The 25,930-nt window shown below is 69.8% G+C and carries 25 protein-coding genes; 11 read left to right on the top strand and 14 right to left on the bottom strand.

The genetic code is table 11. From position 1 onward, the window contains the following. Positions 1-63: 63 nt before the first annotated feature. The 6 genes from AC07PU_RS30435 to AC07PU_RS30410 form a co-directional block, all read right to left on the bottom strand. Complete coding sequence (locus AC07PU_RS30435; RefSeq protein WP_495322021.1) at positions 64-1,626, bottom strand: zinc-ribbon and DUF3426 domain-containing protein; 1,563 nt, start codon at positions 1,624-1,626, stop codon at positions 64-66. Between the two features lie 88 nt (positions 1,627-1,714). Next, positions 1,715-2,599, bottom strand: a complete 885-nt coding sequence (gene prmA, locus AC07PU_RS30430; RefSeq protein WP_296799760.1) for a 50S ribosomal protein L11 methyltransferase — start codon at positions 2,597-2,599, stop codon at positions 1,715-1,717. Between the two features lie 16 nt (positions 2,600-2,615). Next, the gene (gene accC, locus AC07PU_RS30425) at positions 2,616-3,965 is read right to left on the bottom strand and encodes an acetyl-CoA carboxylase biotin carboxylase subunit (RefSeq protein ID WP_093353440.1); all 1,350 of its coding nucleotides are present in this window, start codon (positions 3,963-3,965) and stop codon (positions 2,616-2,618) included. A 2-nt stretch (positions 3,966-3,967) separates the two neighbouring features. Then, positions 3,968-4,420, bottom strand: a complete 453-nt coding sequence (gene accB / locus AC07PU_RS30420) for an acetyl-CoA carboxylase biotin carboxyl carrier protein (protein WP_208513492.1) — start codon at positions 4,418-4,420, stop codon at positions 3,968-3,970. A 100-nt stretch (positions 4,421-4,520) separates the two neighbouring features. Next, complete coding sequence (locus tag AC07PU_RS30415) at positions 4,521-5,066, bottom strand: TlpA family protein disulfide reductase (protein ID WP_495322020.1); 546 nt, start codon at positions 5,064-5,066, stop codon at positions 4,521-4,523. After that, entirely contained in the window at positions 5,063-5,662 is a 600-nt protein-coding gene (locus AC07PU_RS30410; RefSeq protein ID WP_208513493.1) for a hypothetical protein, read from the bottom strand. The genes AC07PU_RS30415 and AC07PU_RS30410 overlap by 4 nt, the downstream gene beginning before the upstream one ends. Before the next feature lie 105 nt (positions 5,663-5,767). Here AC07PU_RS30410 and mpl point away from each other — a divergent pair, with 105 nt between their 5' ends. Genes mpl through AC07PU_RS30395 form a run of 3 tightly spaced genes read left to right on the top strand, consistent with a single transcriptional unit; the run spans position 5,768 to position 9,012 of the window. Continuing rightward, positions 5,768-7,177: a UDP-N-acetylmuramate:L-alanyl-gamma-D-glutamyl-meso-diaminopimelate ligase gene (gene mpl / locus AC07PU_RS30405; protein ID WP_495322019.1), complete on the top strand. Its 1,410-nt coding sequence runs from the start codon at positions 5,768-5,770 to the stop codon at positions 7,175-7,177. 12 nt (positions 7,178-7,189) lie between these two features. Further along, on the top strand, positions 7,190-8,491 hold the full coding sequence (locus AC07PU_RS30400; protein ID WP_495322018.1) for a hypothetical protein: 1,302 nt from the start codon (positions 7,190-7,192) through the stop codon (positions 8,489-8,491). 14 nt (positions 8,492-8,505) lie between these two features. Next, complete coding sequence (locus AC07PU_RS30395) at positions 8,506-9,012, top strand: cupin domain-containing protein (RefSeq protein WP_495322017.1); 507 nt, start codon at positions 8,506-8,508, stop codon at positions 9,010-9,012. A 4-nt stretch (positions 9,013-9,016) separates the two neighbouring features. On the opposite strand, the gene AC07PU_RS30390 is transcribed toward AC07PU_RS30395, so the two are convergent. The 6 genes from AC07PU_RS30390 to AC07PU_RS30365 form a co-directional block, all read right to left on the bottom strand. Further along, positions 9,017-10,135, bottom strand: a complete 1,119-nt coding sequence (locus AC07PU_RS30390) for a 3-deoxy-7-phosphoheptulonate synthase (protein WP_495322016.1) — start codon at positions 10,133-10,135, stop codon at positions 9,017-9,019. Positions 10,136-10,397: 262 nt separating this feature from the next. Continuing rightward, positions 10,398-10,934 (bottom strand): hypothetical protein, encoded by a 537-nt coding sequence (locus AC07PU_RS30385; RefSeq protein WP_495322015.1) that lies wholly within the window; start codon positions 10,932-10,934, stop codon positions 10,398-10,400. Positions 10,935-11,014: 80 nt separating this feature from the next. Continuing rightward, a complete protein-coding gene (tldD, locus tag AC07PU_RS30380) occupies positions 11,015-12,475 on the bottom strand; it encodes a metalloprotease TldD (protein WP_296799753.1) in 1,461 nt (486 codons plus the stop codon). A 108-nt stretch (positions 12,476-12,583) separates the two neighbouring features. After that, on the bottom strand, positions 12,584-13,738 hold the full coding sequence (rodA, locus tag AC07PU_RS30375) for a rod shape-determining protein RodA (RefSeq protein WP_093353417.1): 1,155 nt from the start codon (positions 13,736-13,738) through the stop codon (positions 12,584-12,586). Between the two features lie 32 nt (positions 13,739-13,770). After that, the gene (locus AC07PU_RS30370; RefSeq protein ID WP_495322013.1) at positions 13,771-15,633 is read right to left on the bottom strand and encodes a sensor histidine kinase; all 1,863 of its coding nucleotides are present in this window, start codon (positions 15,631-15,633) and stop codon (positions 13,771-13,773) included. A 12-nt stretch (positions 15,634-15,645) separates the two neighbouring features. Next, complete coding sequence (locus AC07PU_RS30365) at positions 15,646-16,371, bottom strand: response regulator (protein ID WP_093353415.1); 726 nt, start codon at positions 16,369-16,371, stop codon at positions 15,646-15,648. Positions 16,372-16,701: 330 nt separating this feature from the next. Between AC07PU_RS30365 and AC07PU_RS30360 the strand changes: the two genes are divergently transcribed. From AC07PU_RS30360 to AC07PU_RS30340, 5 genes are all read left to right on the top strand, one after another. Further along, positions 16,702-17,298: a YqiA/YcfP family alpha/beta fold hydrolase gene (locus AC07PU_RS30360; protein WP_057591165.1), complete on the top strand. Its 597-nt coding sequence runs from the start codon at positions 16,702-16,704 to the stop codon at positions 17,296-17,298. Between the two features lie 68 nt (positions 17,299-17,366). Then, positions 17,367-19,439 (top strand): ribonuclease catalytic domain-containing protein, encoded by a 2,073-nt coding sequence (locus AC07PU_RS30355; RefSeq protein ID WP_495322012.1) that lies wholly within the window; start codon positions 17,367-17,369, stop codon positions 19,437-19,439. Then, the gene (locus AC07PU_RS30350) at positions 19,436-20,287 is read left to right on the top strand and encodes an energy transducer TonB (protein WP_093353410.1); all 852 of its coding nucleotides are present in this window, start codon (positions 19,436-19,438) and stop codon (positions 20,285-20,287) included. Before AC07PU_RS30355 ends, AC07PU_RS30350 begins: the two co-directional genes overlap by 4 nt. A gap of 42 nt (positions 20,288-20,329) precedes the next feature. Beyond that, the gene (aroE, locus tag AC07PU_RS30345) at positions 20,330-21,184 is read left to right on the top strand and encodes a shikimate dehydrogenase (RefSeq protein WP_495322011.1); all 855 of its coding nucleotides are present in this window, start codon (positions 20,330-20,332) and stop codon (positions 21,182-21,184) included. 8 nt (positions 21,185-21,192) lie between these two features. After that, entirely contained in the window at positions 21,193-21,936 is a 744-nt protein-coding gene (locus AC07PU_RS30340; RefSeq protein ID WP_495322010.1) for a transglycosylase domain-containing protein, read from the top strand. On the opposite strand, the gene AC07PU_RS30335 is transcribed toward AC07PU_RS30340, so the two are convergent. Further along, the gene (locus AC07PU_RS30335; protein ID WP_093353695.1) at positions 21,881-22,309 is read right to left on the bottom strand and encodes a ribosomal maturation YjgA family protein; all 429 of its coding nucleotides are present in this window, start codon (positions 22,307-22,309) and stop codon (positions 21,881-21,883) included. The two genes, AC07PU_RS30340 and AC07PU_RS30335, sit on opposite strands and share 56 nt — an antisense overlap. Before the next feature lie 7 nt (positions 22,310-22,316). Here AC07PU_RS30335 and AC07PU_RS30330 point away from each other — a divergent pair, with 7 nt between their 5' ends. From AC07PU_RS30330 to ruvC, 3 genes are read left to right on the top strand one after another with little or no spacing between them, the layout of a single operon-like run. Then, positions 22,317-23,171, top strand: coding sequence for a lysophospholipid acyltransferase family protein (locus tag AC07PU_RS30330; RefSeq protein WP_495322009.1), 855 nt, complete (start codon positions 22,317-22,319; stop codon positions 23,169-23,171). Between the two features lie 6 nt (positions 23,172-23,177). Next, positions 23,178-24,167, top strand: coding sequence for a phosphatidate cytidylyltransferase (locus AC07PU_RS30325; protein WP_093353400.1), 990 nt, complete (start codon positions 23,178-23,180; stop codon positions 24,165-24,167). Positions 24,168-24,174: 7 nt separating this feature from the next. Next, positions 24,175-24,723 carry a crossover junction endodeoxyribonuclease RuvC gene (gene ruvC / locus AC07PU_RS30320; protein ID WP_093353397.1) on the top strand — a complete coding sequence of 183 codons (549 nt, stop codon included), beginning with the start codon at positions 24,175-24,177 and terminating at the stop codon, positions 24,721-24,723. A gap of 13 nt (positions 24,724-24,736) precedes the next feature. On the opposite strand, the gene AC07PU_RS30315 is transcribed toward ruvC, so the two are convergent. Beyond that, positions 24,737-25,900, bottom strand: a complete 1,164-nt coding sequence (locus tag AC07PU_RS30315) for an acyltransferase family protein (RefSeq protein ID WP_495322008.1) — start codon at positions 25,898-25,900, stop codon at positions 24,737-24,739. Positions 25,901-25,930: the final 30 nt, after the last annotated feature.

Here is a 25,930-nt window from a genome sequence, read left to right as displayed (position 1 = left end):
TGAGGTGAGGAAAAGAAAAAAGGAAGTAAGGCGTGGAGGCGAAACCGGCGGCTCGCCCCAGGCCTAGGGATAGAAAGCTTCCACGCGATAGCCCGCGATCGGCGGCAAGGCGTCCGCCTCGGACGCCGTCAGCGTCATCGGCAGCGACGCAGCGCGTTCGCCGCGCGCCGCGAGCACCGCGGGCGCGCCATAGTCCGCCGGCGAGAGCACGCGCCGCACCACGGCACGCTCCTGCGTGTCGAGCAGCACCAGCTCGATCGACGGCATCGCGAGCGGCACCGCGGCGTTGTTGCGCAGGTTGAAGCTGAGCCGGTAGTCGTTGCCGCCGCTCTTCTCGCGCGCGAAGGCCGCGCCCTCGATGACGATGTCGCCGATGCGGCGCAGCGGCGCGAGCTCGCAGCCCGTCGCCTGGCACAACGCGGCCAGTGCGGGGCGCAGCGAAGGCTGGCGCGCGACGATGCCGTCGCGCTCGTGCCGCAGGACCTGCACGGCGAGCAGCAGGCCCGCGAGCACCGCGAGCGCGATCAGCCCGCGGCGCGTGCCGATGCGCTGCCAGAGGGACTTCGGTCGATCGTCGCTCTCGTCGTCGTCCGCATCGTCGGTGAAGCGATGCGCCGCGCGATCCTCGGTCTCGTCCGCCGCGTCGAGCACGGAGGCGAAGGGCAGCAGCGCGGGGTCTTCGCTGTTCGCGCGCGCCTCTCGTTCATCGCGTTCGTCGCGCGCCTTGGCGCTGGCGGCGATCTTGGCCGACCTGGCGCGCGCCCTGCGCAGCGCCTTCTGCATCTGCAGCTGGTCCTTGTCGTCGTCCGCCTCGGGCGCATCAGCCGCGTCGCGTTCGAGCTCGGTGTCGTCGTCGCCGTCTTCGTCGGCGCCGGAACGGCGCAGCGTTGCGAAGCCCGCGGGCTTGCCATTCGCCGGTGCCGCGGCCGCATCGGATCGACGCGTCCACACCGCGGGCAGCGGTGGCACCGGTGCGGGCGGCGGCGATGGCGGCGCGGCGAGGTTGAGGTCGATGTCGGGAAACGGCGGCAGCGAACTCGGCGGCGGCCGCCATGGCGGCTCGCGCGCCTCGAGGTCGGACCAGGGCTCGTCGGCGACGATGCCGTGCGCGGGCAGCGTGAAGTCCGCGCTGTCACGCACCTCCGGGGACTGCGGTGGCGCGGGCGGCGACGGCTCGGGCTGCACCGGCGGCGGATCTTCGTTGACCTCGTCGTCGAGGAAGTCGGACTCCTCGACCTGCGGCGGAGCCGGTGCGAAGGAAGGCGGCGCCGACAGGCCGTCGAATCCGCCGGCCGGCTCTTGCGGCGGCGCTGCACCCTCGTCGGCACGCGCATCGAATCCGAAGCCGGTGTCGATGGAAGGGGCCGCGGGCGCTGGCGGTGTCGAAGCCTCGGGCTCAATGGGCTCCATGCTCGGCGCGACTGCCGGCGCCGATGGCACCTGTTCCTGGGGCGGTGCGACGGCACCCGGTCGAGCCACCCCATCGGGCGTCTCGTGCAGATCGAGCGTCGCATCGAACACATGGCTGCAGCGACCGCAACGCACCCACCCGTCCGAGATCCGGAGCTGGTCGCGCACCACCTTGAAGGTGGTGGCGCAGGCGGGGCAACGCGTGACGAGGCTCATGAGGGGGCGATTGTAGGGTTGGGCCCTCGGCGCGACGTGGTGCCGGCAGCGCCGTTTGCGCCGGGCCGCAGCCCCGGCGCGAACGCGTTCAGCGGCGTGCCGTCATGAGGATCCAGCCGTCCTCGCTGTCGCTGACTTCGAGCGCCACATAGGGCGCGTACGCTTCCTTCAGCTCATCGGCCTGGCGCTCGAGGATGCCGGCGAGCACCAGCGAGCCACCGGCCGCCACGCGCTCGCACAGCAGCGGCGCGAGCACCTTGAGCGGGGTCGCGAGGATGTTCGCGAGCACCGTCCCGTACTGGCCCTGCGCTGCTTCGGGCAGGCCCGCGTTGAGCGTCACGCCGTTGGCCTCGGCATTGAGGCGCGTCGAACTCACGGCGGCCTCGTCGATGTCGACCGCGTCGATCTCGCTCGCACCGTACTTCGCGGCACCGATGGCCAGGATGCCGGAGCCGCAACCGTAGTCGAGCACGCGCTGGCCCGCGAGCGCGCCGCGGGTCGCGATCCAGCGCAGGCACATGCGCGTGGTGGGATGGGTGCCGGTGCCGAAGGCCAGGCCCGGATCGAGCCGGATCACCTGCGTGGCCTGCGCCGGCGCCTCGTGCCAGCTCGGCACGATCCAGAACTCGGGCGTGATCTCGACCGGCGCGAACTGCGATTGCGTGAGCCGCACCCAGTCCTGGTCCTGCAGCTCGGCGATGCCCAGCAGCGTGCAGCCTTCGAAGAAATCCTGCAGCGCGAGCACCGAGCCTGCGTCGCGCGCGAGCTCCTCGGTGGCGAACAGCGCGATCACGCGCGAGCGCTGCCAGCCCTCCTTGGGCGGCGGCATGCCGGGCTCGCCGAACAATGCCTGCTCGGCATCGGTCTGCGCGTCGGCGTCCTCGACCGAGATGCTCAGTGCGTCGAGCGCATCGAGCGCGTCGCCGAGGGACTCGATGCGCTCCTCGGGGGCCAGCAGGCGGAGTTCGAACATGGCGGGCAGGGACGGCTCAGCGCTTGTGCGCGGCCAGCCACTCTTCGAGGTAGTGGATGTTGGTGCCGCCGGCCATGAACTTGGCGTCGACCATCAGCTCGCGGTGCAGTGGGATGTTGGTCTGGATGCCTTCGATCACGGTCTCGTTGAGCGCAGTGCGCATGCGCGCCATGGCCTGCTCGCGGGTGTCGCCGAAGACGATGATCTTGCCGATCATCGAGTCGTAGTTCGGCGGCACGAAGTAGTTGGTGTACGCATGCGAATCCACGCGCACGCCCGGACCGCCCGGCGGATGCCACATCGTGATGCGACCCGGCGACGGCGTGAACTTCCACGCGTCCTCGGCGTTGATGCGGCACTCGATCGCGTGGCCGTGCATCTGGATCTGGCGCTGCGTGAACGGCAGCTTCTCGCCGGCCGCCACCATGATCTGCGTCTTGACGATGTCGATGCCGGTCGTGAGCTCGGTCACCGGATGCTCCACCTGCACGCGGGTGTTCATCTCGATGAAATAGAACTCGCCGTTCTCGTAGAGGAATTCGAAGGTGCCGGCACCGCGGTAGCCGATCTTCTTGCAGGCGGCCGCGCAGCGCTCGCCGATCTTCTCGATCAGCTTGCGCGGAATGCCGGGCGCGGGCGATTCCTCGATCACCTTCTGGTGGCGGCGCTGCATCGAGCAGTCGCGCTCGCCGAGGTAGACCGCGTTGCGGTGCTTGTCGGCCAGCACCTGGATCTCGACGTGGCGCGGGTTCTGGAGGAACTTCTCCATGTAGACCGAGGGATTGTTGAAGGCCGCCGCGGCCTCCGCCTTGGTCATCTGGATCGCGTTGATCAGCGCGGCCTCGGTATGGACCACGCGCATGCCGCGGCCACCGCCGCCGCCCGCGGCCTTGATGATCACCGGGTAGCCGATGGCGCGCGCGATGCGCTTGTTGGCCGTGGCGTCGTCGGAGAGCTCGCCGTCGGAACCGGGCACGCAGGGCACGCCGGCCTTGATCATGGACTGCTTGGCCGAGACCTTGTCGCCCATCGTGCGGATGTTGTCAGGCGTCGGCCCGATGAACTGGAAGCCGCTCTGCTCGACGCGCTCGGCGAAGTTGGCGTTCTCGCTCAGGAAGCCGTAGCCGGGGTGGATCGCCTCGGCATCGGTCACTTCGGCCGCCGAGATGATGGCCGGCATGTTGAGGTAGCTCAGCGACGAGGGAGCCGGGCCGATGCAGACGGCTTCCTCGGCCAGCTTGACGTACTTGGCCTCGCGGTCGGCCTCGGAATAGACCATCACGGCCTTGATGCCGAGCTCGCTGCACGCGCGCTGGATGCGCAAAGCGATCTCGCCGCGGTTGGCGACCAGGATCTTCTTGAACATGGTCACTCGATGATGAACAGCGGCTGGCCGTATTCGACCGCCTGACCGTTTTCTCCGAGGATCTGGGTAACGGTGCCGGCCTTGTCGGCCTCGATTTCGTTGAGGATCTTCATCGCCTCGATGATGCAGAGCGTGTCGCCCTCGTTGACCTTGCTGCCGACCTCGACGAAGGCCGGAGCGCCCGGGCTGGCCGAACGATAGAAGGTGCCCACCATCGGGGACTTCACCGGATGGCCGGCCGGAGCGGCCTCGGCCACGGGTGCGGCAGGTGCCGCTGCGCCGGCGGGAGCTGCTGCCACGGCGGGCGGTGCCGCCAGGGTCTGCACGTACTGAACGGGGGCGGCACCGCCGCCCTTGACGATGCGGACCTTGCCTTCGGTTTCAGTGATTTCCAGTTCGGAAATATTCGATTCGGACACCAGATCGATCAGTGTCTTGAGTTTGCGCAGATCCATGGGACTCCAGTGCCGGGTTTTCCGGTTATTAGGATACAACTAGGCCGAACATCGTTGATTGTCGGCTTTCGGCGGTTAACGCCGACCTGTGTATCTAATTCTAACTGTGAACGAGTTCACGTCGCCAACCCTCCAGGTCGGCCTCTTCGAGCTTGCCCATTTTACGGGCCGCCACCGAACCGTCGGCATTCAGCACCAGCGTGAAGGGCAGGCCGCCGCCGGTGTTGCCGAGATTCTTGACCAGTTCCGTGCCCTGCAGGCCGGCCAATCCAGTCGGATAGGTGACCGGCGTGCGCTGCAGGAACTTGCGCACGGCGCTCGGCTGATCGATCGCCAAGCCGACGACTTGCCAGCCGTTGGCACCATGATCGCGAAAGAAGCGATCGATCATGGGCATTTCTTCCACGCACGGCGGGCACCAGGTGGCCCAGAAGTTGAGCAGCACCGGCTTGCCGCGCAGGCTGGTCATGGCGAGCTCGCCGCCCTCGGGCCGCTCGAAGCGCTGGGCCCAGAAATCGGCGCCGAGCATTTCGCCGGCCGCGCCGCTGCCGCGATGGCGCCACCAGGCACCACCGAGTCCGGCCGCGGCGGCCACCACCGCCACGCCGCCGTACAGCAGGCCGCGTCGTGTGGTCGAAGAAGTCATCCGTTGTCCTTTTCTCTTTCAATCAGCCGCCGCAGCGCCGCCAGGTCGCCGCGCGGCGAACGGCCCTGGGCATCGGGCTTGAGCGCACCGCGCAGGTCGTCGAGGTCGTAGACCAGCAGGTGCACGCCGATTTCCTCGCCGAGGGCCCGGCTCGGCGCATGCACGCTCAAGGCCTCGACCTGCTCGCCATGGAAGCCGGTCACCATGCGCGGCTCGTAATCCACGTGATGGTCGATCAGCGCGATCTCGGCCGACTTCGAATCATCGCAGAACAACTGAATATAAATGTCTGACAGCCGGGTGGCCGTGCCGTGCCAGACGGCGCCGCCCACATGGGGCCGGAACACGGCCATCCGCTCCATCCATTCGAGCGCCAGCAGGCGCAGCGCCTGGAGTTCCTTGGGTTGGGTGTCGGCGCAGAACAGCGCGATGTAGTCGCGGACCTCGGCCTCGACATCGTCGTTGTTCGGCAACGCGGTGCGCGCCGACAGGCCCAGATCACGCAGCGCCCGGCGCTTGGCCGGGCCGTATTCGAGCCCCTCCTCGACCACGAGGCGGGCGGCGGTGGCGGCGATTTCGCGCTTGGACGTGTCCATCGGGGCATTTTGCCCGCAGAGCATGGTCCGTACGATGAACATCAGTACCGCGGCCAAGGCCGTGGCCTCGGGCCGGGAGGATCGGCCTCCCTAGAATCGCCCCCCATGCATATTCATGTTCTGGGCATCTGCGGCACGTTCATGGGCGGTCTGGCCGCCCTGGCGCGCGAGGCAGGCCACCGGGTCACCGGCTGCGACGCCGGCGTGTACCCGCCGATGAGCGACCAGCTGCGCGCGCTCGGCATCGACCTGATCGAGGGATTCGGCGCCGACCAGCTCGCGCTGGCACCCGACGTGTTCGTGGTCGGCAACGTGGTGTCGCGCGCCCGGCTGGCCGACGGCACGCCGAAGTTTCCGCTGATGGAAGCCATCCTCGACGCCGGCAAGCCCTACACCAGCGGCCCGCAGTGGCTGGCCGAGCACGTGCTGCTGGGCCGCCACGTGATGGCGGTGGCCGGCACGCACGGCAAGACCACTACCACCTCGATGCTGGCCTGGGTGCTCGAGCGCGCGGGCAAGGCGCCGGGCTTCCTGGTCGGCGGCGTGCCGCTGGACTTCGGCGTCTCGGCCCGGCTCGGCGACGGACCCGCCTTCGTGATCGAGGCCGACGAGTACGACACCGCCTTCTTCGACAAGCGCAGCAAGTTCGTGCACTACCGCCCGCGCACGGCGATCCTCAACAACCTCGAGTTCGACCACGCCGACATCTTCGACGACCTCGCGGCCATCGAGCGGCAGTTCCATCACCTGGTGCGCACCGTGCCGTCCACCGGCCGGCTGGTGGTGAATGCCACCGAGCCCAGTCTCGAGCGCGTGCTGGCCCAGGGCTGCTGGAGCGAACTCGCGCGCTTCGGCGGCGAAGGCCCGGGCGCGCAGTGGCAGGCGCGCGGCACGCACGACGCCTTCGACGTGCTGCACGAGGGCGAGCCGGTCGGCCGCGTCGAATGGGCGCTGTCGGGCCTGCACAACCAGATGAACGCGCTGGCCGCGATCGCGGCCGCCGAGCACGTGGGCGTGTCGCCGGCCGACGCGGCGCGTGCGCTCGGCAGCTTCCGCAACGTGCGCCGACGCATGGAACTGCGCGGCACGGTGGAGCGCGCGGGCGGCGCGATCACGGTCTACGACGACTTCGCCCACCATCCCACGGCGATCCGCACCACGCTCGACGGCCTGCGCCAGAAGCTCGACGCCGCGGGCCGCCAGGGCGAGCGCATCCTCGCGGCCTTCGAACCGCGCAGCAACACGATGAAGCTCGGCGTGATGGCCGCGCAATTGCCCTGGAGCCTCGAGTCGGCCGACCTGTCGTTCTGTCACACGGCCGGGCTCGACTGGGATGCGGCCGCGGCGCTGGCCCCGATGGGCGAGCGCGCCCGGGTGGCTGGCGACATCGGCACGCTGGTGGGCCAACTGGTCGCCGCGGCGCGGCCCGGCGACCACATCGTCTGCATGAGCAACGGCGGCTTCGGCGGCGTGCACGACAAGCTGCTGCAGGCCCTGCGCGACGGCATCGCCTGAGAGACAACGCGCATGGCGGCCGCGGCACCCGACGACACGTTGCTCGGCCTGCTGCGCCGCGTGTACGACAACGGCAACAGCTACTTCGACGCCGAGGGCAACCACTGCCACCGCATTCCCGACACCTTCAGCGAGGCCGAGCGGCAGGCGCTGGCCGACGCGGGCCTCGAGCCCAACCGCTTCGTCGCGATCCCGCACGACGAGGCGGTGAACCGACTGCGGCAGGCCGCGGCCGGCGTGGACCTGCGCCGCGCGGCCGATGCCTTCGTCGCGTCGATGACCTCGAGCGACCTGGCCTGGCTCACGGTGCTGCCCGCCACCGCCCTCGGCCTGGCGATGCCGGCGCATCCGATGGCGGCCATGGGCGGCGGAAGCTGCCGCGTCTGCTTCCACCGCGACGAGCGCGCGGACCCGACGCTGCGCGCCTACTTCCGCCACCTGCAGGGCGCGGGCTGGGGCACCGGCGGACCGGTCGAAGGCCTGCTCGCGCTGGAAGCCACCGGCCCGGCCGATGGCTGGCCGCGGCCTACACCGCGCGACATCTGGGTCTTCCATCGCCTGCTCGACCTGCTGCGCGCCCTGCCGGCCGACACGCGCTACGGCAAGGCACGCACGGCGCTCAAGGATGCGAAGCTGCTGCGCGTGAACAATCCCTACCGCTGCGAGACGGTGCTCGAGGCCCTGGCCACGCTCGGCGTCATGCAGACGCCCGAGCATCCGGGCCTCTTCACGCGCTGGACCACCGCCGTCGAACGCGACCAGCGCCCTTCCACCAAGGTCGACGCACCGGCCCCGCTGGGCTGGTGGCGCGCGGCCGATGGCCTCGACGAGCCACTGGTGGCGCGGCTGTTCGGCCATCTGAAGCGCCCCAGGCAGGAACCGCCCGCCGAGGCCGCCGAGCCGGTTCGGCGCAAGCCCGCCGCCGGTGCGCGCGCCAAGTCGATCCCCGGGCCACCGGCCGCGGGCGATGTGCATGCCGTGCGGCTGCGCGAAGACCTGTGGACCGCCGCCTACTGCCACGAAGTGAAGGCCGACCATCGCGGCATCGTGCGTGGCCGCGTGGAATACCTGGACCTGCTCTCGCCCACGCCGCCCACCGCCGAGCAGATCGCCGGCATCGGCTTTCGCGACCGCCGCAACGGTGAGCGTTGGCAGAGTTGGGTCGCCGGACTCGGCAAAACCACCGGCGTGACGCGGATCGCGGTCGGCGTGCCGGCACCATCGCATGCTCAGCCCCTGCCGGAGCGCATTCCCGGCGGCCAGGCCAGCGACCTGAAGCACCTGGCCGGCTGGCACTTTCCCGCCACACCCTGAACGAGGACCCGCCCATGACCCAGCGCGCCACCCAACTCATCGACACGCTGGGGCTGCAGCCGCATCCCGAGGGCGGCTGGTACCGCGAGGTGTTCCGCTCCGCGGTGCAGGTGACTCCCGCCGACGAGCGCGCGGCCCGCAGCGCGCTCACCAGCATCTACTTCCTGCTCGAAGCCGGCCAGCATTCGCGCTGGCACCGGGTGCTGTCCGACGAGGTCTGGGTGCATCTCGAAGGCGTGCCGCTGGCACTGTGGACCTGCGATGCCTCGCTGCGCACCGCGCCGGCCCATGTGCGGCTCGGGCCGGTCGACGTGCACGGCACGCGGCCCCAGCACGTGGTGCCCGCGGGCCAGTGGCAGGCCGCGCGGCCGATCGAAAGCCATTCGGCGGGCGACTTCACGCTGGTCGCCTGCATGGTCGGGCCGGGCTTCGACTTCGCCGACTTCTCGCTGATGGCGCCCGACGGCGACGAGGCCGCCGCGGTGCGCCATCACTGGCCCGAACTCGCCGCGCTGATCTGAGCGATCAGCCGCGGCGCTGCTTGACCGCCTGCGACAGCGTCTCGAGCACCTGGGTCGAATCGTCCCAGCCCAGGCAGGCGTCGGTGATGCTCTTGCCGTATTCGAGGCCCGCGATCTTGTCCTTGCCGGGCGTGAACTTCTGGGCGCCGGCCTGCAGGTGGCTCTCGACCATCACGCCGAACACGCGGCGCGAACCGCCGGCGATCTGGTCGGCGATGTCCTTCGCGACGTCGATCTGCTTCTGGTGCTGCTTGGAGCTGTTGGCATGGCTGCAGTCGACCATCAGCGTGGGCGGCAGCTTGGCCGCCTCGAGGTCCTTGCAGGCCGCCTCGACGCTGGCCGCGTCGTAGTTGGGCGCCTTGCCGCCGCGCAGGATCACGTGGCAGTCGCGGTTGCCGTTGGTCTGCACGATCGCGACCTGGCCGTTCTTGTGCACCGAGAGGAAATGATGGCCGCGGGCCGCGGCCTGGATGGCGTCGGTGGCGATGCGGATGTTGCCGTCGGTGCCGTTCTTGAAGCCGATCGGTGCCGACAGCCCCGAGGCCAGTTCGCGGTGCACCTGGCTCTCGGTGGTGCGCGCGCCGATCGCGCCCCAGGCGATCAGGTCGCCGATGTATTGCGGCGAGATCACGTCGAGGAACTCGCTGCCCGCCGGCAGGCCCAGGCGGTTGATGTCGATCAGCAGCTGGCGCGCGATGCGCAGGCCCTCGTCGATGCGGTAGCTCTCGTCGAGGTAGGGGTCGTTGATCAGGCCCTTCCAGCCGACCGTGGTGCGCGGCTTCTCGAAGTACACGCGCATCACGATCTCCAGCGTGTCGGCGTACTTCTCGCGCTCGACCTTGAGGCGGCGCGCGTAGTCGAGCGCAGCGGCCGGGTCGTGGATCGAACAGGGTCCCATCACCACCAGCAGCCGGTCGTCCTTGCCGCCCATGATGTTGTGGATGCTGCGGCGCGTGCCCGTGATCAGCGTTTCGACCGGCGTGCCGCGAATCGGGAAGAAGCGGATCAGATGTTCGGGAGGGGGGAGCACGTTGATGTCCTTGATGCGTTCGTCGTCGGTCTTGCTGGTTTTTTCGACGCTCGCATACCAGCTCTCGCTGGCCGGGGCAGTGTTCGTGCTCATGAGGGTTCCTTGTTGGATTGAATATCGTCAGGGCATAAAAAAACCGCCGGGGCTGCTTGCGCCGGCGGTTCTGGGAGGGGTGCCTGTCTGCTTTACGCGCTCGCCTCTCGTCCGCCGGAAACCGGGAACCAAAAGTAGGCAAAGAAATAAGCGCGGAGAGCGGCGGACATGGGCGCGAATGTAGCACGGAAAAACAAAACCCGGCTTGGAAGCCGGGCGTTCGTTGTTTTGGCGCCGGGCGGGCCGGCGCCTCGGTGCGGGCTCAGCGGTAGCCCGACTCGTTGGCGTTGTGGATGATCCAGATCAGGTTGCCGCTCGAGTAGTCGCCCATGCCGCCGCCCGCGAAGATCAGGCGGCCTTGACCCTTGTAGGTCATCTCGAAGCGATGGCGGTCGCTGCCGAAATAGAACGGGATGAAGGCCTTGCCGGTCACGTAGGCGCCCTGGTCGGTGGGCTGGCCCGCGAGGTCGGTGACCTGCTTGGCGCTCATGCCGATCTGCAGCCGGGCGAACTTGCTGTTGCGTGCCGGGTTGCCGGTGATCTCGCCCTCGTAGCCATTGAGGCCCTTGACGGTGCGGCCGCTGCCGGCCTCGACCTTCGACGAATCGACGACGTTGCCCTGGGCATCCATGCCGGCCTTGGAGCCGCTGCGCGCGGGGGCGGCCGGGGCAGCGGACGCCGCGGGCGCGGCCTCGCTCGGGCTGCCCGAACCGCCGCGCGATGCGCAGCCGGCGCTGGCCAGCGCGACCAGGGCGGTCATGACCCAGAGGGCGGCGGGCGAGTGGATCCTGTTCCCCATTGAAATGCTCCTTGAATGCGTCGTTCGCAAAAGGGCGCAGCTTAGCAACGGGAGGAAACTCTCCGCAAGTGACGAAAGTCTTAAGCCGTTCCGCCTACAGTCAGCCCGTCGATGCGCAAGGTGGGCTGGCCGACGCCCACCGGCACGCTCTGGCCTTCCTTGCCGCAGGTGCCCACGCCCGAGTCGAGCGCCATGTCGTTGCCGATCATCTTCACGCGGGTCAGCGCGTCGGGGCCATTGCCCACGATGGTCGCGCCCTTGACCGGGTACTGGATCTTGCCGTTCTCGACCCAGTAGGCCTCGCTGGCCGAGAACACGAACTTGCCGCTCGTGATGTCGACCTGCCCGCCGCCGAAGTTGACGGCGTACAGGCCCTTCTTGATGCTCGCCACGATCTCCTCGGGCACCTTGTCGCCGCCCAGCATGTAGGTGTTGGTCATGCGCGGCATCGGCACGTGGGCATAGCTCTCGCGGCGGCCGTTGCCGGTGGGCTTGACCTTCATCAGGCGCGCATTGAGCGCGTCCTGGATGTAGCCCTTGAGGATGCCGTCCTCGATCAGCACGTTGCGCTGGCTGGCGTTGCCCTCGTCGTCGACGTTGAGCGAGCCGCGGCGGTCGGCGATGGTGCCGTCGTCGAGCACGGTCACGCCCTTGGCGGCCACGCGCTGGCCGATGCGGCCCGAGAAGGCGCTCGAGCCCTTGCGGTTGAAGTCGCCCTCGAGGCCGTGGCCGATGGCCTCGTGCAGCAGGATGCCGGGCCAGCCCGGGCCGAGCACCACGGTCATCTCGCCCGCGGGCGCGGGGCGCGACTCGAGGTTGGTCAGCGCCGACTTGACGGCATGATCGACGTACTCGGCGATCTGCTCGTCGTCGAAATAGGCCAGGCCGAAGCGCCCACCGCCGCCGCCCGAACCCACCTCGCGGCGGCCGTTCTGCTCGGCGATGACGGTGACCGACAGCCGCACCAGCGGCCGCACGTCGGCCGCCAGCGTGCCGTCGGCGCGTGCCACCAGCACCACGTCGTACTCGCTCGCTAGGCCGGCCATGACCTGCGACACGCGCGGGTCGCGCGAGCGGGCCAGCTGCTCGACCTTCTCGAGCAGCTTCACCTTGGCGGTGCTGTCGAGCGTGGCGATGGGATCGAGGCCGGCGTAGAGCGAGCGGCTCGAGGCGATCTTGCGCGGCACGGTCTTCACGCGGCCGGTGCGGCCCGCGGAGGAGATCGAGCGCACGGTGCGCGCCGCGTCGAGCAGCGAGGCCTCGGAGATGTCGTCGGAATAGGCGAAAGCCGTCTTCTCGCCGCTGACCGCGCGCACGCCGACGCCCTGGTCGATGCTGAAGCTGCCGGTCTTGACGATGCCTTCCTCGAGGCTCCAGCCCTCGCTGCGGGTGTACTGGAAGTACAGGTCGGCGTCGTCCACGCGGTGCGCGGTGATCTCGGCCAGGGCCTTGCTCAGGTGCGATTCGTCGAGGCCGAACGGCGTGAGCAGCAGTTGTTGCGCCGTGGCGAGGCGCTCGATGGTGGGTTCGCGAGAGATCATGAAGGATTATTGCTCGCCCCCAGGCTCCGCGCACTGCGTGCGCTCCTCCAACCCCCTACCGGGGGCAACACCAGCGGCCCGGCAAAGCCGGTTCCGCGGTGTTTCCCGCTACGACTGCGCCAGTTTTCGAGCTCGCGCGATCGACATCAGGATCCCCAGCCCCAACCCCAGCGTGACCATGGCCGTGCCGCCATAGCTGATGAAGGGCAGCGGCACCCCCACCACCGGCAGGATGCCGCTGACCATGCCCATGTTCACGAAGGCGTAGGTGAAGAAGATCATGGTCACCGCGCCCGCCAGCAGGCGCGAGAACAGCGTGGGGGCATTGAGCGCGATCGCCAGCCCGCGGAAGATCAGCAGGATGAAGGCCGAGATCAGCGCCAGGTTGCCCACCAGGCCGAATTCCTCGGAATAGGCGGCGAAGATGAAGTCGGTGGTGCGCTCGGGAATGAACTCGAGGTGCGTCTGCGTGCCCTGCATGAAGCCCTTGCCGCCGACGCCGCCCGAGCCGATGGCGATCATCCCCTGGATGATGTGGAAGCCCTTGCCCAGCGGGTCCTTGCTCGGGTCGAGCAGCGTGCACACGCGCTGCTTCTGGTAGTCGTGCAGCACGCGCCAGTCGACGCCGTCGGTGCACAGCTGCGATTCGAAGCTCACGATCAGCGTGATCGCCACGGCGCCCAGCAGCACCGGCGGCACGATCAGCTTCCAGGGCAGGCCGGCGAAGAAGATCACCGCCAGGCCGGCCGCCAGCACCAGCAGCGAGGTACCGAGGTCGGGCTGCTTCATGATCAACCCCACCGGCACCGCGAGCAGCACGGTCGCCACCACGAAGTCGAGCGGTCGCAGCTGCCCCTCGCGGCGCTGGAACCACCAGGCCAGCATCAGCGGCATGGCGATCTTCAGGATCTCGCTGGGCTGGATCACCATGCCCACGTTGATCCAGCGCGTGGCGCCCTTCTTGGTGATGCCGAACAGCGCCACCGCGATCAGCAGCGCCACCCCCGCCGCGTAGAGCGGCACGGCGGCCAGCATCAGCCGCTGCGGCGGCACCTGCGCCACCACGAACATGATGAAGCCGGCCAGCAGCATGTTGCGGCCATGGTCGAAGAAGCGGGTGCCGTGGTCGTAGCCCGAGGAGTACATCGTCAGCAGGCCCGCGAAGGCCAGCAGCAGCACGGCGAAGGCCAGAAAGCCGTCGAAGCCCTGGAAGATGGGCGCGACCCGGCGCGCCAGGGAGGGCTGATTGAACACGGCGGACATGGGCGCGGATTATCCGCGCCCGCTGCGTCCGCTCAATCGAAGACCAGTTGAACGACCGTGCGGCCCGGTCGGCTTTCGAGTGCCAGCCGCGCCCCGATGGCCCCCGCGCGCTCGGCCAGCGAGCGCGGCGGCTGGCTGGCGTCAAAGCCGCGCCCGTCGTCGATCACGCGCAGCGCCAACGCCGTGCCCTCCATGCATGCCTCCAGCCGCAGCACCCGCGCCCGGGCATGCTGCAGCACGTTCGAGATCGCCTCGAACAGCAGGAACTGCAGCTGCCGCATGCCGTGCGCATCGAGGTGCGCCACCGGCGTCACCTCGTCCACGGCCCAGTCGAGCACGATCTCCGCCGTGGCCAGCCGCGGCTCGAGCCGGTAGCGGAAGGCCGCCAACAGCGCGCCGACGTCGCCCGGCGGCAGGTGGATCGAGTCGATCGACAGCTTGAGCTGGTCCATCGAGTCGCGCAGCGTGCGCAGCAGCTCCTCGGAACTGGTCTGGCCCGACTGCAGCTGGCGGATGGCCGAGCTGATGTGCGAGCCCACGCCGTCGTGCATGTCGCGCAGGATGCGCTCGCGCTCGTGGGTGCGCGCCTGGTCGCGCGCCGCCCGCTCGAGCTCGGCATAGGTCGAGGCCAGCTCGCGCTCGCGCTGCGCCACCCGCTCGGCCAGGGTGCGGACCGCGCCGCGCGCCGCCACGCTGGCCGCGCGGAAGCGCCGCAGCACGATCAACAGCAGCGCGATGCCGAAGAACACCGACGAATAGCGCACCCAGGTGGTTTCGCCGTAGGCGTCGCTCAGGCGGATCACCAGCCAGTCGCGCACGCCGAAGGCCAGCGTGAGCAGGGCCGCGGCCGCCACCAGCAGCCGCTCGGCGCTGGGCCGCCGCGCCGTGGACCCGACGAAGGCGCCGACGAAGACCGCGATCACCACGATCTCGATCGCGAGCCAGCCGGTGAGCCAGATCGGCTCCTCGCGCTGCAGCGCGAGCGTGGTCGAGACCACGGTGCCCAGCACCACGGCCAGCAGCGGCCAGCGCAGCCAGCGCGTGTGCGCCGTGCGGCTCCAGTCGGCCAGGTGGTAGCAGAACATCATGGCCGAGGCCGCCCAGCCGGCGTAGCAGGCCGCCATCAGCACGCCCCAGGGGACCCACGGCAGCGGCGGCTCGGCGATCACGCCGTCGGCCACCCGGATCGCCCAGCAGAACTCGGCCAGCGCCGCCCACAGGTAGATGCCGTCGCGGCGCGGCTGCCCGGCCGTGGTCGCGTCGACCTGCGTGACCCACAGCGCCAGCGCGATGGCGCCGACGATCAGGCTGAAGGCCGTCAGCAGCACCGAGGCGGTGAAGCGCCAGGCGTAGGCCGGCTCGAACAGCCCGTTGCGCACCGGGTCGGCCGGGCCGATGAACACGGGCGACAGCCCGGCGCGGCGCGCGCTGTCGGCGCGGATGCGGATCTGCAACTGGTTGCGGCCCGCCTTCAGCAGCTCGCTGGGCACCGGCACGTAGATCGGCGCCTTGGCGTAGTCGGCGCCGTTGCCCTGCGAGAGGTCACCGTAGACCTGCAGCAGCGCGTCGTTGAGCTCCACCTCGAACACGTTGCCGGTGCGCGGAATGAAGATGCCCCAGGGCATGCTCGGCGCGGCCGCCAGCTCGAAGGGCAGGTCGAAGCTCGCGAAGCCGGAGCGGCCGCGGTGCTGCCGGTCCCAGTGGTAGGACAACTCGACCGGCTCGCTGCGCCGCACGCCGTCGACCTCGGTGGTGACCGTGCCGCGGCGCAGCTCGATCGGCGCGTCGGCGGCATGCGCCCATCCGGCCCACCCGCTCCAGAGGGCCAGGACGAGCAGCAGCAGCCACGGCGCGATCGGCATCGCGGGCAGCCGCCCGCGCAGGGTCCGGAGCACGGATGTCCCGTCTCAGCCAGAGCGCGACAGCAGCCCCAGTCGCGTGGCTTCGAACACGGCTTCGCTCTTGGAATGCACCGCGAGCTTGCCGTAGAGGTTCTTGATGTGGGTCTGCACCGTGTGCACGCTCAGGCCCTTGAGGCGCGCGATCTCGGCGTACGAGAAGCCGCGCGCGATCAAGGTCAGCACCTCGTGCTCGCGCGCCGACAGCAGCGCGCGCTCGCCCGCGTCGGGCGCGGCCTCCGGCTCGGCCGTGCCCGGCACGCTGGCCGACTGCAGGCTGCGGTACTTGGCGAGCACGCGGCGCGCGATCATGGGCGAGATCGGCGAGGCGCCGGCCTTCATCTCGACGATGGTCTGGGCGATGTCCTCGGGCGCGGCGTCCTTGTGGATGTAGCCGACGGCGCCGGCCTCGATGCTCGCGAGCACGTTCTCCTCGTCGCCGAACACCGACACCACCAGCGGCTCGCAGCCCGGAAAGCGCGCGACCGCGTCGCGGATCACGTCGAGGCCGGTGCCGTCGGGCATGCCGAGGTCGACCAGCAGCACGTCGGGAATGGTGGCGGTGCGCGCGAGCCAGCCCAGCGCCTCGTTCACCGTGCCGGCGCTGCCGAGCCAGAACAGCTGCGGGCTGCGCTGCACGCTGGTCTCGAAGAAGGCGCGCGCGCGGCTGTCGTCCTCGACCACGAGCACGCCCCAGCGGCGGGACGTAGCGTCATGGGGGTCCTCGTTAGTCATGGGGCCGAAGCATAAGCCTGCGCACGCTGTCGCAGGTCCGCGAAGCCTCACCCTTTCATGGGATGTGCATCGCGCGCTTCGCCCACACACTCGAACCGTCTTCGAATTTGGTCGACCCCCGAAGCGCACGGCATGCGAACACGCGATGAATACTTTCGCGTTGTGCCCCGGCCGCGCCACGCAGGCATCGAGGACCTCCTCCCGTTCCGGGAAGCCCGCGCCGCGGGGTTTTTCTCGCCTCGACGCCATCTGATGGGCACGGACCTCATGCAAAATTACCTGGACTTCGTAAGCAGCGCGCCATCGACGCGCTTTCCGTCGCCCCCCCGCATGGAACCACAAACCACCCATCTGCTGTACCTGCACGGCTTCCGTTCCTCGCCCCGTTCCACCAAGGCGCGCGCAGTGGCGGACCGGGTGGCGCAGAGGCATCCGAACCTGCACTGGTGGTGCCCGCAATTGCCGCCCTCGCCCAAGGATGCGATCGACATGGTGATGAAGGGCATCGCCGACTGGCCGCGCAAGTCGATGGCGGTGGTGGGTTCCTCGCTCGGCGGCTTCTACGCCACCTACGTCGCGGGCATGACGCGCTGCCGCGCCGTGCTGCTGAATCCGGCCGTCCATCCGGCGCGCGACCTCACGCTCTACATCGGCGACCAGAGCGCCTGGCACGATCCGGCCGAGCATTTCTATTTCCGCCCCGAGTACATCCACGAGCTCCGCGCCATGGAGGTCGGCTCCCTGACCCGCCCCGAGCGCGTGTTCGCGGTCATCGCCAAGGGCGACGAGGTGCTCGACTGGCACGAGATGTCGGCGCGCTACGCCGACAGCCGCGTCAAGCTGATCGAGGGCGGCGACCATGCCTTGTCCGATTTCAAGAAGAGCCACCTGGACGACGTGATGGCCTTCATCAACCCCGTTCCATAACGCGCCAATCGGGGGCCTGCGGCTCCCGCGCCACAGGCCCGCCCCGCCTGCATGGGAGAATCCGGCCCATGTTTGTATTGTTTGAAGAAGCCGGCAAATACCTCGGCGGGCGCGTGCTGTCGGAGGCGGAAGCCTCGGCGCAGGTCGAGCTCGAGACCGGCAAGCGCGTCAAGGTCAAGGGCGCCAACATCGTGCTGCGGTTCGAGAAGCCCTCGCCCGCCGAATTGATCGCCGAGGCGCGTTCGCTCGCGGCCGCCATGGACCTCGACCTGGCCTGGGAGTTCGCGGCCGAGGGCGAATTCGGCTTCGCCGACCTGGCGGCCGACTATTTCAGCGACAAGCCCTCGCTGGCGCAGCAGGCCGCGGCGCTGTTCGCGCTGTTCGAGGCGCCGCACTACTTCCGCCGCGCGGGCAAGGGGCGCTTCAAGAAGGCGCCGGCCGAGATCGTGCAGCAGGCGCTGGCCGCGATCGAGAAGAAGAAGGCGATCCAGGCGCAGATCGTGGAATGGGCCGGCCAGCTCGCCGAGGGCGTGTGCCCCGCGCCGGTGCGCGAGCAGCTCTACCGCATCCTGTTCAAGCCCGACAAGAACGCGCCCGAATACAAGGCGGTGGTGGAAGCCTCGCGCGCCTCGCAGCGCGCGCCGCTCGAACTGCTCGAGCGCGCGGGCGCGATCGACTCACCCTACCAGTTCCACTGGCGCCGCTTCCTGTTCGAGAACTTCCCCAAGGGCACGGGCTTCCCCGCGCTCACGGCGCCCGCCATCGCCGACGAACTGCCGCTGGCCGAAGGTGTCGAGGCCTTCTCCATCGACGACTCGCAGACCACCGAGATCGACGACGCGCTCTCGGTGCAGGGCCTGGGCAGCGGCACGGTCACGGTCGGCATCCACATCGCCGCGCCGGGCCTCGCGCTCGCGCCCGGCAGCGCGATCGACCAGGTGGCGCGCGCGCGCATGTCCACGGTCTACATGCCGGGCTACAAGATCACGATGCTGCCCGACGCGGTGGTCGACACCTACACGCTGCTCGAGGGCGCCGACCGCCCGGCCGTGTCGCTCTATGCGCGCTTCGACGAAGCCACGCTCGAACTGCAGTCCACCGAGACCAGGCTCGAGCGCGTGCCGATCGCCGCCAACCTGCGCCATGACCAGCTCGACCACGTGGTGACGCAGTCCTGGCTCGAGGACAGCTCGGTGATGCACGAGGACACGCCGGCCGCCGCCGCGCGCTTCCGGCCGCAGCTCTCGTTCCTGCACCGCCTCGCGCGCCAGCTGAAGGCGCAGCGCGAGGTCGTCCGCGGCAAGCCCGAGAACTTCAACCGGCCCGACTACAACTTCCGCCTGGTCGGCAACGACGGCGCCGAACCCACGGGTGCCGAGCAGGTGCAGATCACGACGCGCCAGCGCGGCGCGCCGCTCGACCTGATCGTGTCCGAGGCCATGATCCTGGCCAACAGCAGCTGGGGCGGCTGGCTCGGCGAACTCGGCGTGCCCGGGCTCTATCGCAGCCAGGCCAGCCTCGCGCCCGGCATCAAGGTGCGCATGGGCACGCGCGCGTTGCCGCATGCGGGCCTGGGCGTGAAGAGCTATGCCTGGAGCACCTCGCCGCTGCGCCGCTACACCGACCTGGTGAACCAGTGGCAGATCATCGCGGCCGCGCGCCACGGCAAGACCGCCGCGCTGGCCGCGCCGTTCAAGCCCAAGGACGCCGACCTGTTCTCGATCCTCTCGGGCTTCGACGCGGCCTATGCGGCCTACAACGGCTACCAGGGCGGCATGGAACGCTTCTGGACCCTCAAGTACCTCGAGCAGCAGGGCATCACCGAGCTCGAGGCCACCGTCATCAAGGACCTGCCCAACGGCGCGCTGGTGCGGGCCGACGCGCTGCCGCTGGTGTTCCCGGTGGCCGGCCAGCAGGAGCGCGGCGCGCGCCTGCGCGTGAAGCTCGGCGAGATCGACGAGATCGCGCTCGACGTCAGCGGCACCGTGCTCGAGCGCCTCGATGCGCCCGCGGCCGGCGCGGTGGACGACGCCGAGGACGAGGAAGAGGTGGTCGCCGGCCCGATCGCGATCGCGGTCGACCTGGCCGATGGCGATGCCGCCCCCGACGCGGGAGCGGCCGTGGAGAACGCGCCCGCATGAACCTCAAGGATCTGAGCACCCTGCAGATTGCGCTGGGTGTGTCCGTCATCGCGCATGCCGCGCTGCTGGCGGTGCGTTTCGTCGACCCCGAGGCCTTCAACCGCGCGTTCACCGAGACGCCGCTCGAAGTGATCCTCGTCAACTCGAAGACCAACGAAGCGCCGGATCCCCAGGCCCGTGTGATGGCCCAGACCTCGCTCGCCGGCGGCGGCGACCTCGAGCGCGGCCGCGCCACCAGCCCGCTGCCGCCCTCCTCCTTCAGCGCGGTCGGCGATTCCGCCGAGGAGGCGCAGCGCCAGGTCGACCTGATGCAGCAGCAGCAGATGCAGCTGCTGACCCAGCTCAAGCGCGACCTCGCGGCCATGCCGCCGCCCGATCCGCGCGTGAGCGGCGACCCCAAGGAAGCCACCGCGCGCGAGGAGAAACGCCGCCAGATGGTCGAGCTGCTGGCCGAGATCGAGCGCCGCGTGAACGAGGAGAACGCGCGCCCCAAGAAGCGCTACCTGAGCCCGTCGACGCGCGAGGCCGCCTATGCGCTGTACGTCGATTCGCTGCGCCGGCGCATCGAGGTGCGCGGCACCGAGAACTTCCCGACCGCGGCCGGCAAGAAGCTCTACGGCGAACTCAAGATGACGATCACCATCAACCACGACGGCAGCCTGCTCGACACCGTGATCGACGAGAGCTCGGGCAACACCACGCTCGACCGCCGCGCCCAGGCCATCGTGCGCAGCATCGGCAGCTTCGGCAAGTTCACCGACGCGATGCGCCGCCAGACCGACCAGATCGTGATCCAGTCGCGCTTCCGCTTCACGCGCGACGAGACCATCGAGCTGTCGTCGCAGTAACCGCGACGGCCCGCCGAAGAAAAAAGCCAGGAGACCCGCGCCATGGATCTGTACTGCGTGATGGGCAACCCGGTCGAGCACAGCCGCTCGCCGTGGATCCATGCCCGCTTCGCCGAGCTCTGCAACCAGCCGATCGCCTACGAGCGCCGGCTGGTCGCGCTCGGCGCCTTCGCCGAGGGCATCGCCGCCTTCCGCCGCGAGGCCGCCGAACGTGGCGACCACGCGGGCGGCTGCAACGTCACCGTGCCCTTCAAGTTCGACGCCGCCAGCATCGCGCAGCACACCAGCGAGCGCGCCACGCTGGCGGGCGCGGTCAACACGCTGCGCTTCGCGGCCGATGGCGACATCCATGCCGACAACACGGACGGTATCGGCCTGGTCAACGACATCGAGCGCAATGCGCGCGTGCCGCTGGCCGGCAAGTCGCTGCTGCTGATCGGCGCCGGCGGCGCGGCGGCCGGCGTGCTCGGGCCGTTGCTCGACGCGGGTGCGGCGCGCGTGGTGGTGGCCAACCGCACGGTCGACAAGGCGGTGTCGCTGGTGCGCCGGCATGCGGCGCTCGCGCTGGCCCACGGCGCCTCGCTCGAGGCCTGGGCGCTCGATGCGGTGCCGGGCGACTTCGACGTCGTGGTCAATGCCACCGCCTCCAGCCTCGCGGGCGACGCGGTGCCGGTCGGCGCGCAGGTGCTGCGCCCGGACGCACTGGCGGTCGACATGATGTACGGCCCCGCGGCCGCGGGCTTCCTGCAATGGGCGCAGGCCCACGACGCCGTGGCGCGCGACGGCCTCGGCATGCTGGTCGAGCAGGCCGCCGAATCCTTCGAGATCTGGCGCGGCGTGCGACCGCCCTCGGCCCAGGTGCTCGACGAACTGCGTGCGCGGCTCGCCGCCGTCTGAAGCACCGCATGAAGGCCGCGCTGCGCTGGATCGCCTGCCTGCTGCTGGCCGGCCTCGCGCTCGAGCTGTTCTTCGTCGTGCGCATCGCGGCCATGGCGGTCATCGATCCGCAGAGCACCGCCTTCCAGCGTTCCGAGGCCTGGCAGATCGCCATCCACAAGGGCAGCGAGGGCGCCTGGCGCCAGGAGTGGGTGCCCTATGCGCAGATCAACGACAGCCTCAAGCGCGCGGTGATCGCGAGCGAGGACGCCAGCTTCATCGACCACGACGGCGTGGAATGGGAAGCCATCGAACGCGCGCGCCAGCGCAATGCGCGCGCCGAGGAACTGGCCGCCAAGCGCATGGCACGCGCCGCGGCGCGCGGCAAGACGGCGCAGGCGGCACCGTTGCGCGGCGGCTCCACCATCACGCAGCAGCTCGCGAAGAACCTGCTGCTGTCGGGCGAACGCACCATGCTGCGCAAGGGCCAGGAACTGGTGCTCGCCGTGCTGCTCGAAACGCTGCTCGACAAGCGGCGCATCCTCGAGATCTACCTCAACAGCGTCGAATGGGGCGAAGGCGTGTTCGGTGCCGAGGCGGCCGCGCAGTACTACTTCAAGAAGCCGGCCGCGCGCCTGAGTTCGTACGAAGCGGCGCGCCTCGCGGTGATGCTGCCGAGCCCGAAGTTCTACGAGCGCCGGCCCAATTCGCCCTACCTCAACGGACGGGCATCGACGATCGTGGCGCGGATGCCTTCGGCCGACCTGCCCTGAACAGGGCCTCGCCCGCCAGCACCGCCGCGAAGCCGATCGCATAGGCCAGCACGTCCCACCAGTCGGCCGTGCTGCCGAGCACGATGCGCAGCGCGCGGTTGGGAATGTGCAGCTGCCACGCGGCCGCCAGGTACTGGCCCAGTTCCACCAGCAGCCCCACGCCGAAGGCCGCGAGCGCCAGCGGCAGCACGCGCGCCTCGATGAAGGCCTTGAACACCAGGTAGACCCAGACCACGGCCAGCACGTCGCCGAGGAAGCTGCGCACCCAGCCCCAGCGCGCGCCCACGGTCGCGAGCAGTGCCAGCAGCACGAACAGGGCCGCGGCCCCGGCCAGGGAAAGAGGAGCAAGACGCCATCGCATGCCCCGTATCATCGCCTCCATGTTGGCGAAGCTCGTGGGATGGTTGCTGTTGGGCGTGGTGCGATTGCTCACCGGAGCCCAGGCACGCTGGTACGGCTGCCCGCCGAAGGCCGAGCAGCGCATCTATTTCGCCAACCACCAGAGCCATGCGGACCTGGTGATGATCTGGGCCGCGCTGCCCGAGGAGCTGCGCAGCATCACGCGGCCGATCGCGGCGCGCGACTACTGGGCCAACACGCCGGTCAAGCGCTGGATCACGACCGAGGTGTTCAACGCGGTGTACGTGGAGCGGCAGGCGGCCGCCGGTTCGCCGCCCGCACCCGTCGTGCCGGTCGCGGCCGAGATGCCTGTGCCGCCTGTCGCGGCGCCCGCCGCCGCCGAACGCATCGAGCCGTCGATGGAGCCGCTGCTGCCACGCTCCGCGACCGTTGACACGGCACCGGTCCGCACGGAGATCCAGGGCGAACTCGACCTGCCCGCGCAACCGGCCTCCGTACCCGAAGCGCCCGCCGCGCCACCTGCACCGCCCGTGCCCCCGGCAGCCCGCGACGCCGACCCGCTCGCCCCGCTGATCGACGCGCTGCGCAGCGGCGACTCGATCATCATCTTCCCCGAGGGCACGCGCGGCCACACGGGCGAGCCGCAGAAGTTCAAGTCGGGCCTCTATGCGCTCGCCACCCAGTTCCCCGAGGTGGTGCTGGTGCCGGCCTGGATCGACAACGTGCAGCGCGTCATGCCCAAGGGCGAGATCGTGCCGGTGCCGATCCTCTGCTCCGTCACCTTCGGCGCGCCGATCCGCGTCGAGGCCGGCGAGGAGCGGCGCCCTTTCCTCGACCGCGCGCGTGCCGCCGTCATCGCCTTGCGCGACGTTTGAAGAAGAATGAACCAGTTCCTGCGCAGCCTTAGCCCCACGCAGCAGGTCGCGGCGCTGTTCCTGATCGTCTTCGGCGTGCTCGTGATCGTGAGCACCGCCGCCTTCTTCCTGAGCTTCAGGGAGCGGCGCAACCCGGTGCACGACGCCGCCTGGCAGGCCGAGCTCGCGCACTTCCGCAAGCTGCTGGGCACCACCTGGTTCATGGCCGTGATCTTCTGGATCGGCTGGGCGCTCGGCGAAACCGTGGCCACGGTGCTGTTCGCGCTGATCGCCTTCTTCGCGCTGCGCGAGTTCATCACCCTCTCGCCCACGCGGCGCGGCGACCACCGCAGCCTGATCCTCGCCTTCTTCGTCGTGCTGCCGGTGCAGTTCTGGCTCGTGGCCACCGCGCGCTTCGACCTGTTCACCGTGTTCATCCCGGTCTACGTGTTCCTCGCGATCCCAGTGGCCAGCGCGCTGGCCGACGACCCGAGCCACTTCCTCGAGCGCAATGCCAAGCTGCAGTGGGGGATCATGGTCTGCGTCTACGGCATGAGCCACGTGCCGGCGCTGCTGCTGCTGAGCTTTCCGGGCTACGAGGGCAAGAGCGCCTTCCTGGTGTTCTTCCTGGTCTTCGTGGTCCAGACCTCGGTGCTGGTGCAGCACCTGATCTCGCGCCGCAGCCAGCGCGCGCCCTTCGCGCCCAACGTGAGCCGCAGCTTCAACTGGACCAGCTGGGGCATCGGCATCGCGGTGGCCAGCCTGGTGGGCGCCCTGTTCTCCTTCATCACGCCCTTCAAGTTCGGCCAGGCGCTCGCGGTCTCGGTCATCGCCTGCATCGCGGGCTCGATGGGCCACCTCGTGATGAAGGCGCTCAAGCGCGATCGCGGCATTCCGAACTGGGGCCAGAAGGGCGTGGGCGTCACGGGTGCCAACGGCCTGCTCGACCGCGTCGATGCGCTGTGCTTCGCGGCGCCGATCTTCTTCCATTCCGTGCGCTGGTACTTCGGAGCCTAGAGAACATATGCGCATCCTGGGCATCGACCCCGGCCTCAACACCACCGGCTTCGGCATCGTCGACGTCGACGGCCATGCGCTGCGCTACGTGGCCAGCGGCACCATCAGCACGCGCAGCGTCACCAGCGGCAGCCTGCCGCAGCGCCTCAAGGTGCTGTTCGACGGCATCGCCGAGATCACCGAGCGCTACCGGCCCGACGCCTCGGCGGTCGAGATCGTGTTCGTCAACGTCAATCCGCAGTCCACGCTGCTGCTGGGCCAGGCGCGCGGCGCCTGCGTGACTGCGCTGGTCACCAGCGACCTGCCGGTGGCCGAGTACACCGCGCTGCAGATGAAGAAGGCGGTGGCGGGCCATGGCCAGGCGGCCAAGGCGCAGGTGCAGGAGATGGTCAAGCGCCTGCTCGACCTGCCGGGCCTGCCCGGCAGCGACGCGGCCGACGCGCTGGGCATCGCGATCACGCATGCGCAGGTCGGGCGTTCGCTGGCGCGGCTGGCGGAGGCCGCCACGCTGACGACCTCGACGACCGGACGCTACCGCCAGGGCCGCTCGCGCTGAAGCGCCGGCGCGCTCAGGAAGCGATGACGCGCATGCCGCGGCGGTTGCGATGGCCGCGTTCGCCGCGCGCATGCTGCCGCGGACGCCGGGCCAGCAGCGGCACCTCCACCAGCCGGTACGACAGCTCGGCCAGCACGGCGGTGGCCAGGCAGGCCAGCAGCACGCCCTCGCGCGGCTGCAGCACGCCGTCGAGCATGAGCCGGCGCGCGAACTCCATCACCGACAGGTGGACGACGTACATGCCGTACGAACGCTGGCTGGCCCAGCGCACCAGCGCCTCCATGCCCCGGCCCGGCTGCCGCATCCGCACGACGGCCGGAAAGCACAGCGCGAAGCCCGTCGAGGTCAGGCTGAAGAAGCCCGCGCGCCACGACGCACTCTGGTAGGAGGCCGGCTCCAGGCTGCTCAGCAACGAGGCCCCGACCAGCGCGAGGCCCAGCGCCAGCATCGGCTGCGCCAGCGCATCGCAGGCCCGGCGCCGGCTGCGCATCAGCCAGGCCATGGCCACGCCGTAGGCGATCGCGTCGAGGCGCAGCAGCACGACCTTGCGAATCCGCGCGTCCCAGTCGGCGGCGACCGCGTCGTCGGCGATCCAGCGCGCCAGCAAGGGCAGCGCGATGAAGAGCGCGCAGCTGATCCCGAGGGCCCGCGAGGCGCGCATGACGCCGGCCAGCGCGATCAGCAGGCTGGCGAACAGCAGGTAGAACCACTCCTCGACCATCAGCGACCACGAGACGTCGAACCAGGCGCTGGTCATGGGCCAGGCCAGGTTCTGCGTGAAGCTCAGGAAGAACCAGGGCCATCGCGTGGCACCGGCCCAGGTCCCGCACAGCAGCAGCACGCCGAGCCACAGGTAGTACAGCGGGACCGTGCGCATCCAGCGCCGCACCAGAAAGGTCCACAGCGCCCGCGGGCCGGCGCCCTGCTCGAGGATGTCCAGCAGCAGGCCGCCGATGAGGAAGCCGCTGAGGACGAAGAAGAGTTCGACGCCCAGAGTGCCCAGGACACCGGCCAGCGCAGAGCGGCCGCCCCAAAACACCAGTTGCAGATGGCTGACGAGCACACCGCCAATGGCCAGTGCCCGCAGAAGATCCAGCCCGAAAACCCGCTCCCCGCCCCGTTTTTCTGCCTCCGCCCCGGCCACGCCGCCAACGCCACCCTGTTGCGATGGAGTCATCCGTCCCTCCCCGATCAAATTTTTTCGGGG

The organism is Variovorax sp. GW821-FHT10D07 (genome assembly GCF_059415325.1).
The sequence above is the reverse complement of the archived record's forward strand: the minus strand, read 5'-3'. Positions and strand labels throughout refer to the sequence as shown.

Bases quoted from the DNA above. Each gene is read 5' to 3' on its own strand.
- AC07PU_RS30435 (WP_495322021.1), bottom strand. From the start codon at position 1,626: ATGAGCCTCGTCACGCGTTGCCCCGCCTGCGCCACCACCTTCAAGGTG.
- prmA (WP_296799760.1), bottom strand. From the start codon at position 2,599: ATGTTCGAACTCCGCCTGCTGGCCCCCGAGGAGCGCATCGAGTCCCTC.
- accC (WP_093353440.1), bottom strand. From the start codon at position 3,965: ATGTTCAAGAAGATCCTGGTCGCCAACCGCGGCGAGATCGCTTTGCGC.
- accB (WP_208513492.1), bottom strand. From the start codon at position 4,420: ATGGATCTGCGCAAACTCAAGACACTGATCGATCTGGTGTCCGAATCG.
- AC07PU_RS30415 (WP_495322020.1), bottom strand. From the start codon at position 5,066: ATGACTTCTTCGACCACACGACGCGGCCTGCTGTACGGCGGCGTGGCG.
- AC07PU_RS30410 (WP_208513493.1), bottom strand. From the start codon at position 5,662: ATGGACACGTCCAAGCGCGAAATCGCCGCCACCGCCGCCCGCCTCGTG.
- mpl (WP_495322019.1), top strand. From the start codon at position 5,768: ATGCATATTCATGTTCTGGGCATCTGCGGCACGTTCATGGGCGGTCTG.
- AC07PU_RS30400 (WP_495322018.1), top strand. From the start codon at position 7,190: ATGGCGGCCGCGGCACCCGACGACACGTTGCTCGGCCTGCTGCGCCGC.
- AC07PU_RS30395 (WP_495322017.1), top strand. From the start codon at position 8,506: ATGACCCAGCGCGCCACCCAACTCATCGACACGCTGGGGCTGCAGCCG.
- AC07PU_RS30390 (WP_495322016.1), bottom strand. From the start codon at position 10,135: ATGAGCACGAACACTGCCCCGGCCAGCGAGAGCTGGTATGCGAGCGTC.
- AC07PU_RS30385 (WP_495322015.1), bottom strand. From the start codon at position 10,934: ATGGGGAACAGGATCCACTCGCCCGCCGCCCTCTGGGTCATGACCGCC.
- tldD (WP_296799753.1), bottom strand. From the start codon at position 12,475: ATGATCTCTCGCGAACCCACCATCGAGCGCCTCGCCACGGCGCAACAA.
- rodA (WP_093353417.1), bottom strand. From the start codon at position 13,738: ATGTCCGCCGTGTTCAATCAGCCCTCCCTGGCGCGCCGGGTCGCGCCC.
- AC07PU_RS30365 (WP_093353415.1), bottom strand. From the start codon at position 16,371: ATGACTAACGAGGACCCCCATGACGCTACGTCCCGCCGCTGGGGCGTG.
- AC07PU_RS30360 (WP_057591165.1), top strand. From the start codon at position 16,702: ATGGAACCACAAACCACCCATCTGCTGTACCTGCACGGCTTCCGTTCC.
- AC07PU_RS30355 (WP_495322012.1), top strand. From the start codon at position 17,367: ATGTTTGTATTGTTTGAAGAAGCCGGCAAATACCTCGGCGGGCGCGTG.
- AC07PU_RS30350 (WP_093353410.1), top strand. From the start codon at position 19,436: ATGAACCTCAAGGATCTGAGCACCCTGCAGATTGCGCTGGGTGTGTCC.
- aroE (WP_495322011.1), top strand. From the start codon at position 20,330: ATGGATCTGTACTGCGTGATGGGCAACCCGGTCGAGCACAGCCGCTCG.
- AC07PU_RS30340 (WP_495322010.1), top strand. From the start codon at position 21,193: ATGAAGGCCGCGCTGCGCTGGATCGCCTGCCTGCTGCTGGCCGGCCTC.
- AC07PU_RS30335 (WP_093353695.1), bottom strand. From the start codon at position 22,309: ATGATACGGGGCATGCGATGGCGTCTTGCTCCTCTTTCCCTGGCCGGG.
- AC07PU_RS30330 (WP_495322009.1), top strand. From the start codon at position 22,317: ATGTTGGCGAAGCTCGTGGGATGGTTGCTGTTGGGCGTGGTGCGATTG.
- AC07PU_RS30325 (WP_093353400.1), top strand. From the start codon at position 23,178: ATGAACCAGTTCCTGCGCAGCCTTAGCCCCACGCAGCAGGTCGCGGCG.
- ruvC (WP_093353397.1), top strand. From the start codon at position 24,175: ATGCGCATCCTGGGCATCGACCCCGGCCTCAACACCACCGGCTTCGGC.
- AC07PU_RS30315 (WP_495322008.1), bottom strand. From the start codon at position 25,900: ATGACTCCATCGCAACAGGGTGGCGTTGGCGGCGTGGCCGGGGCGGAG.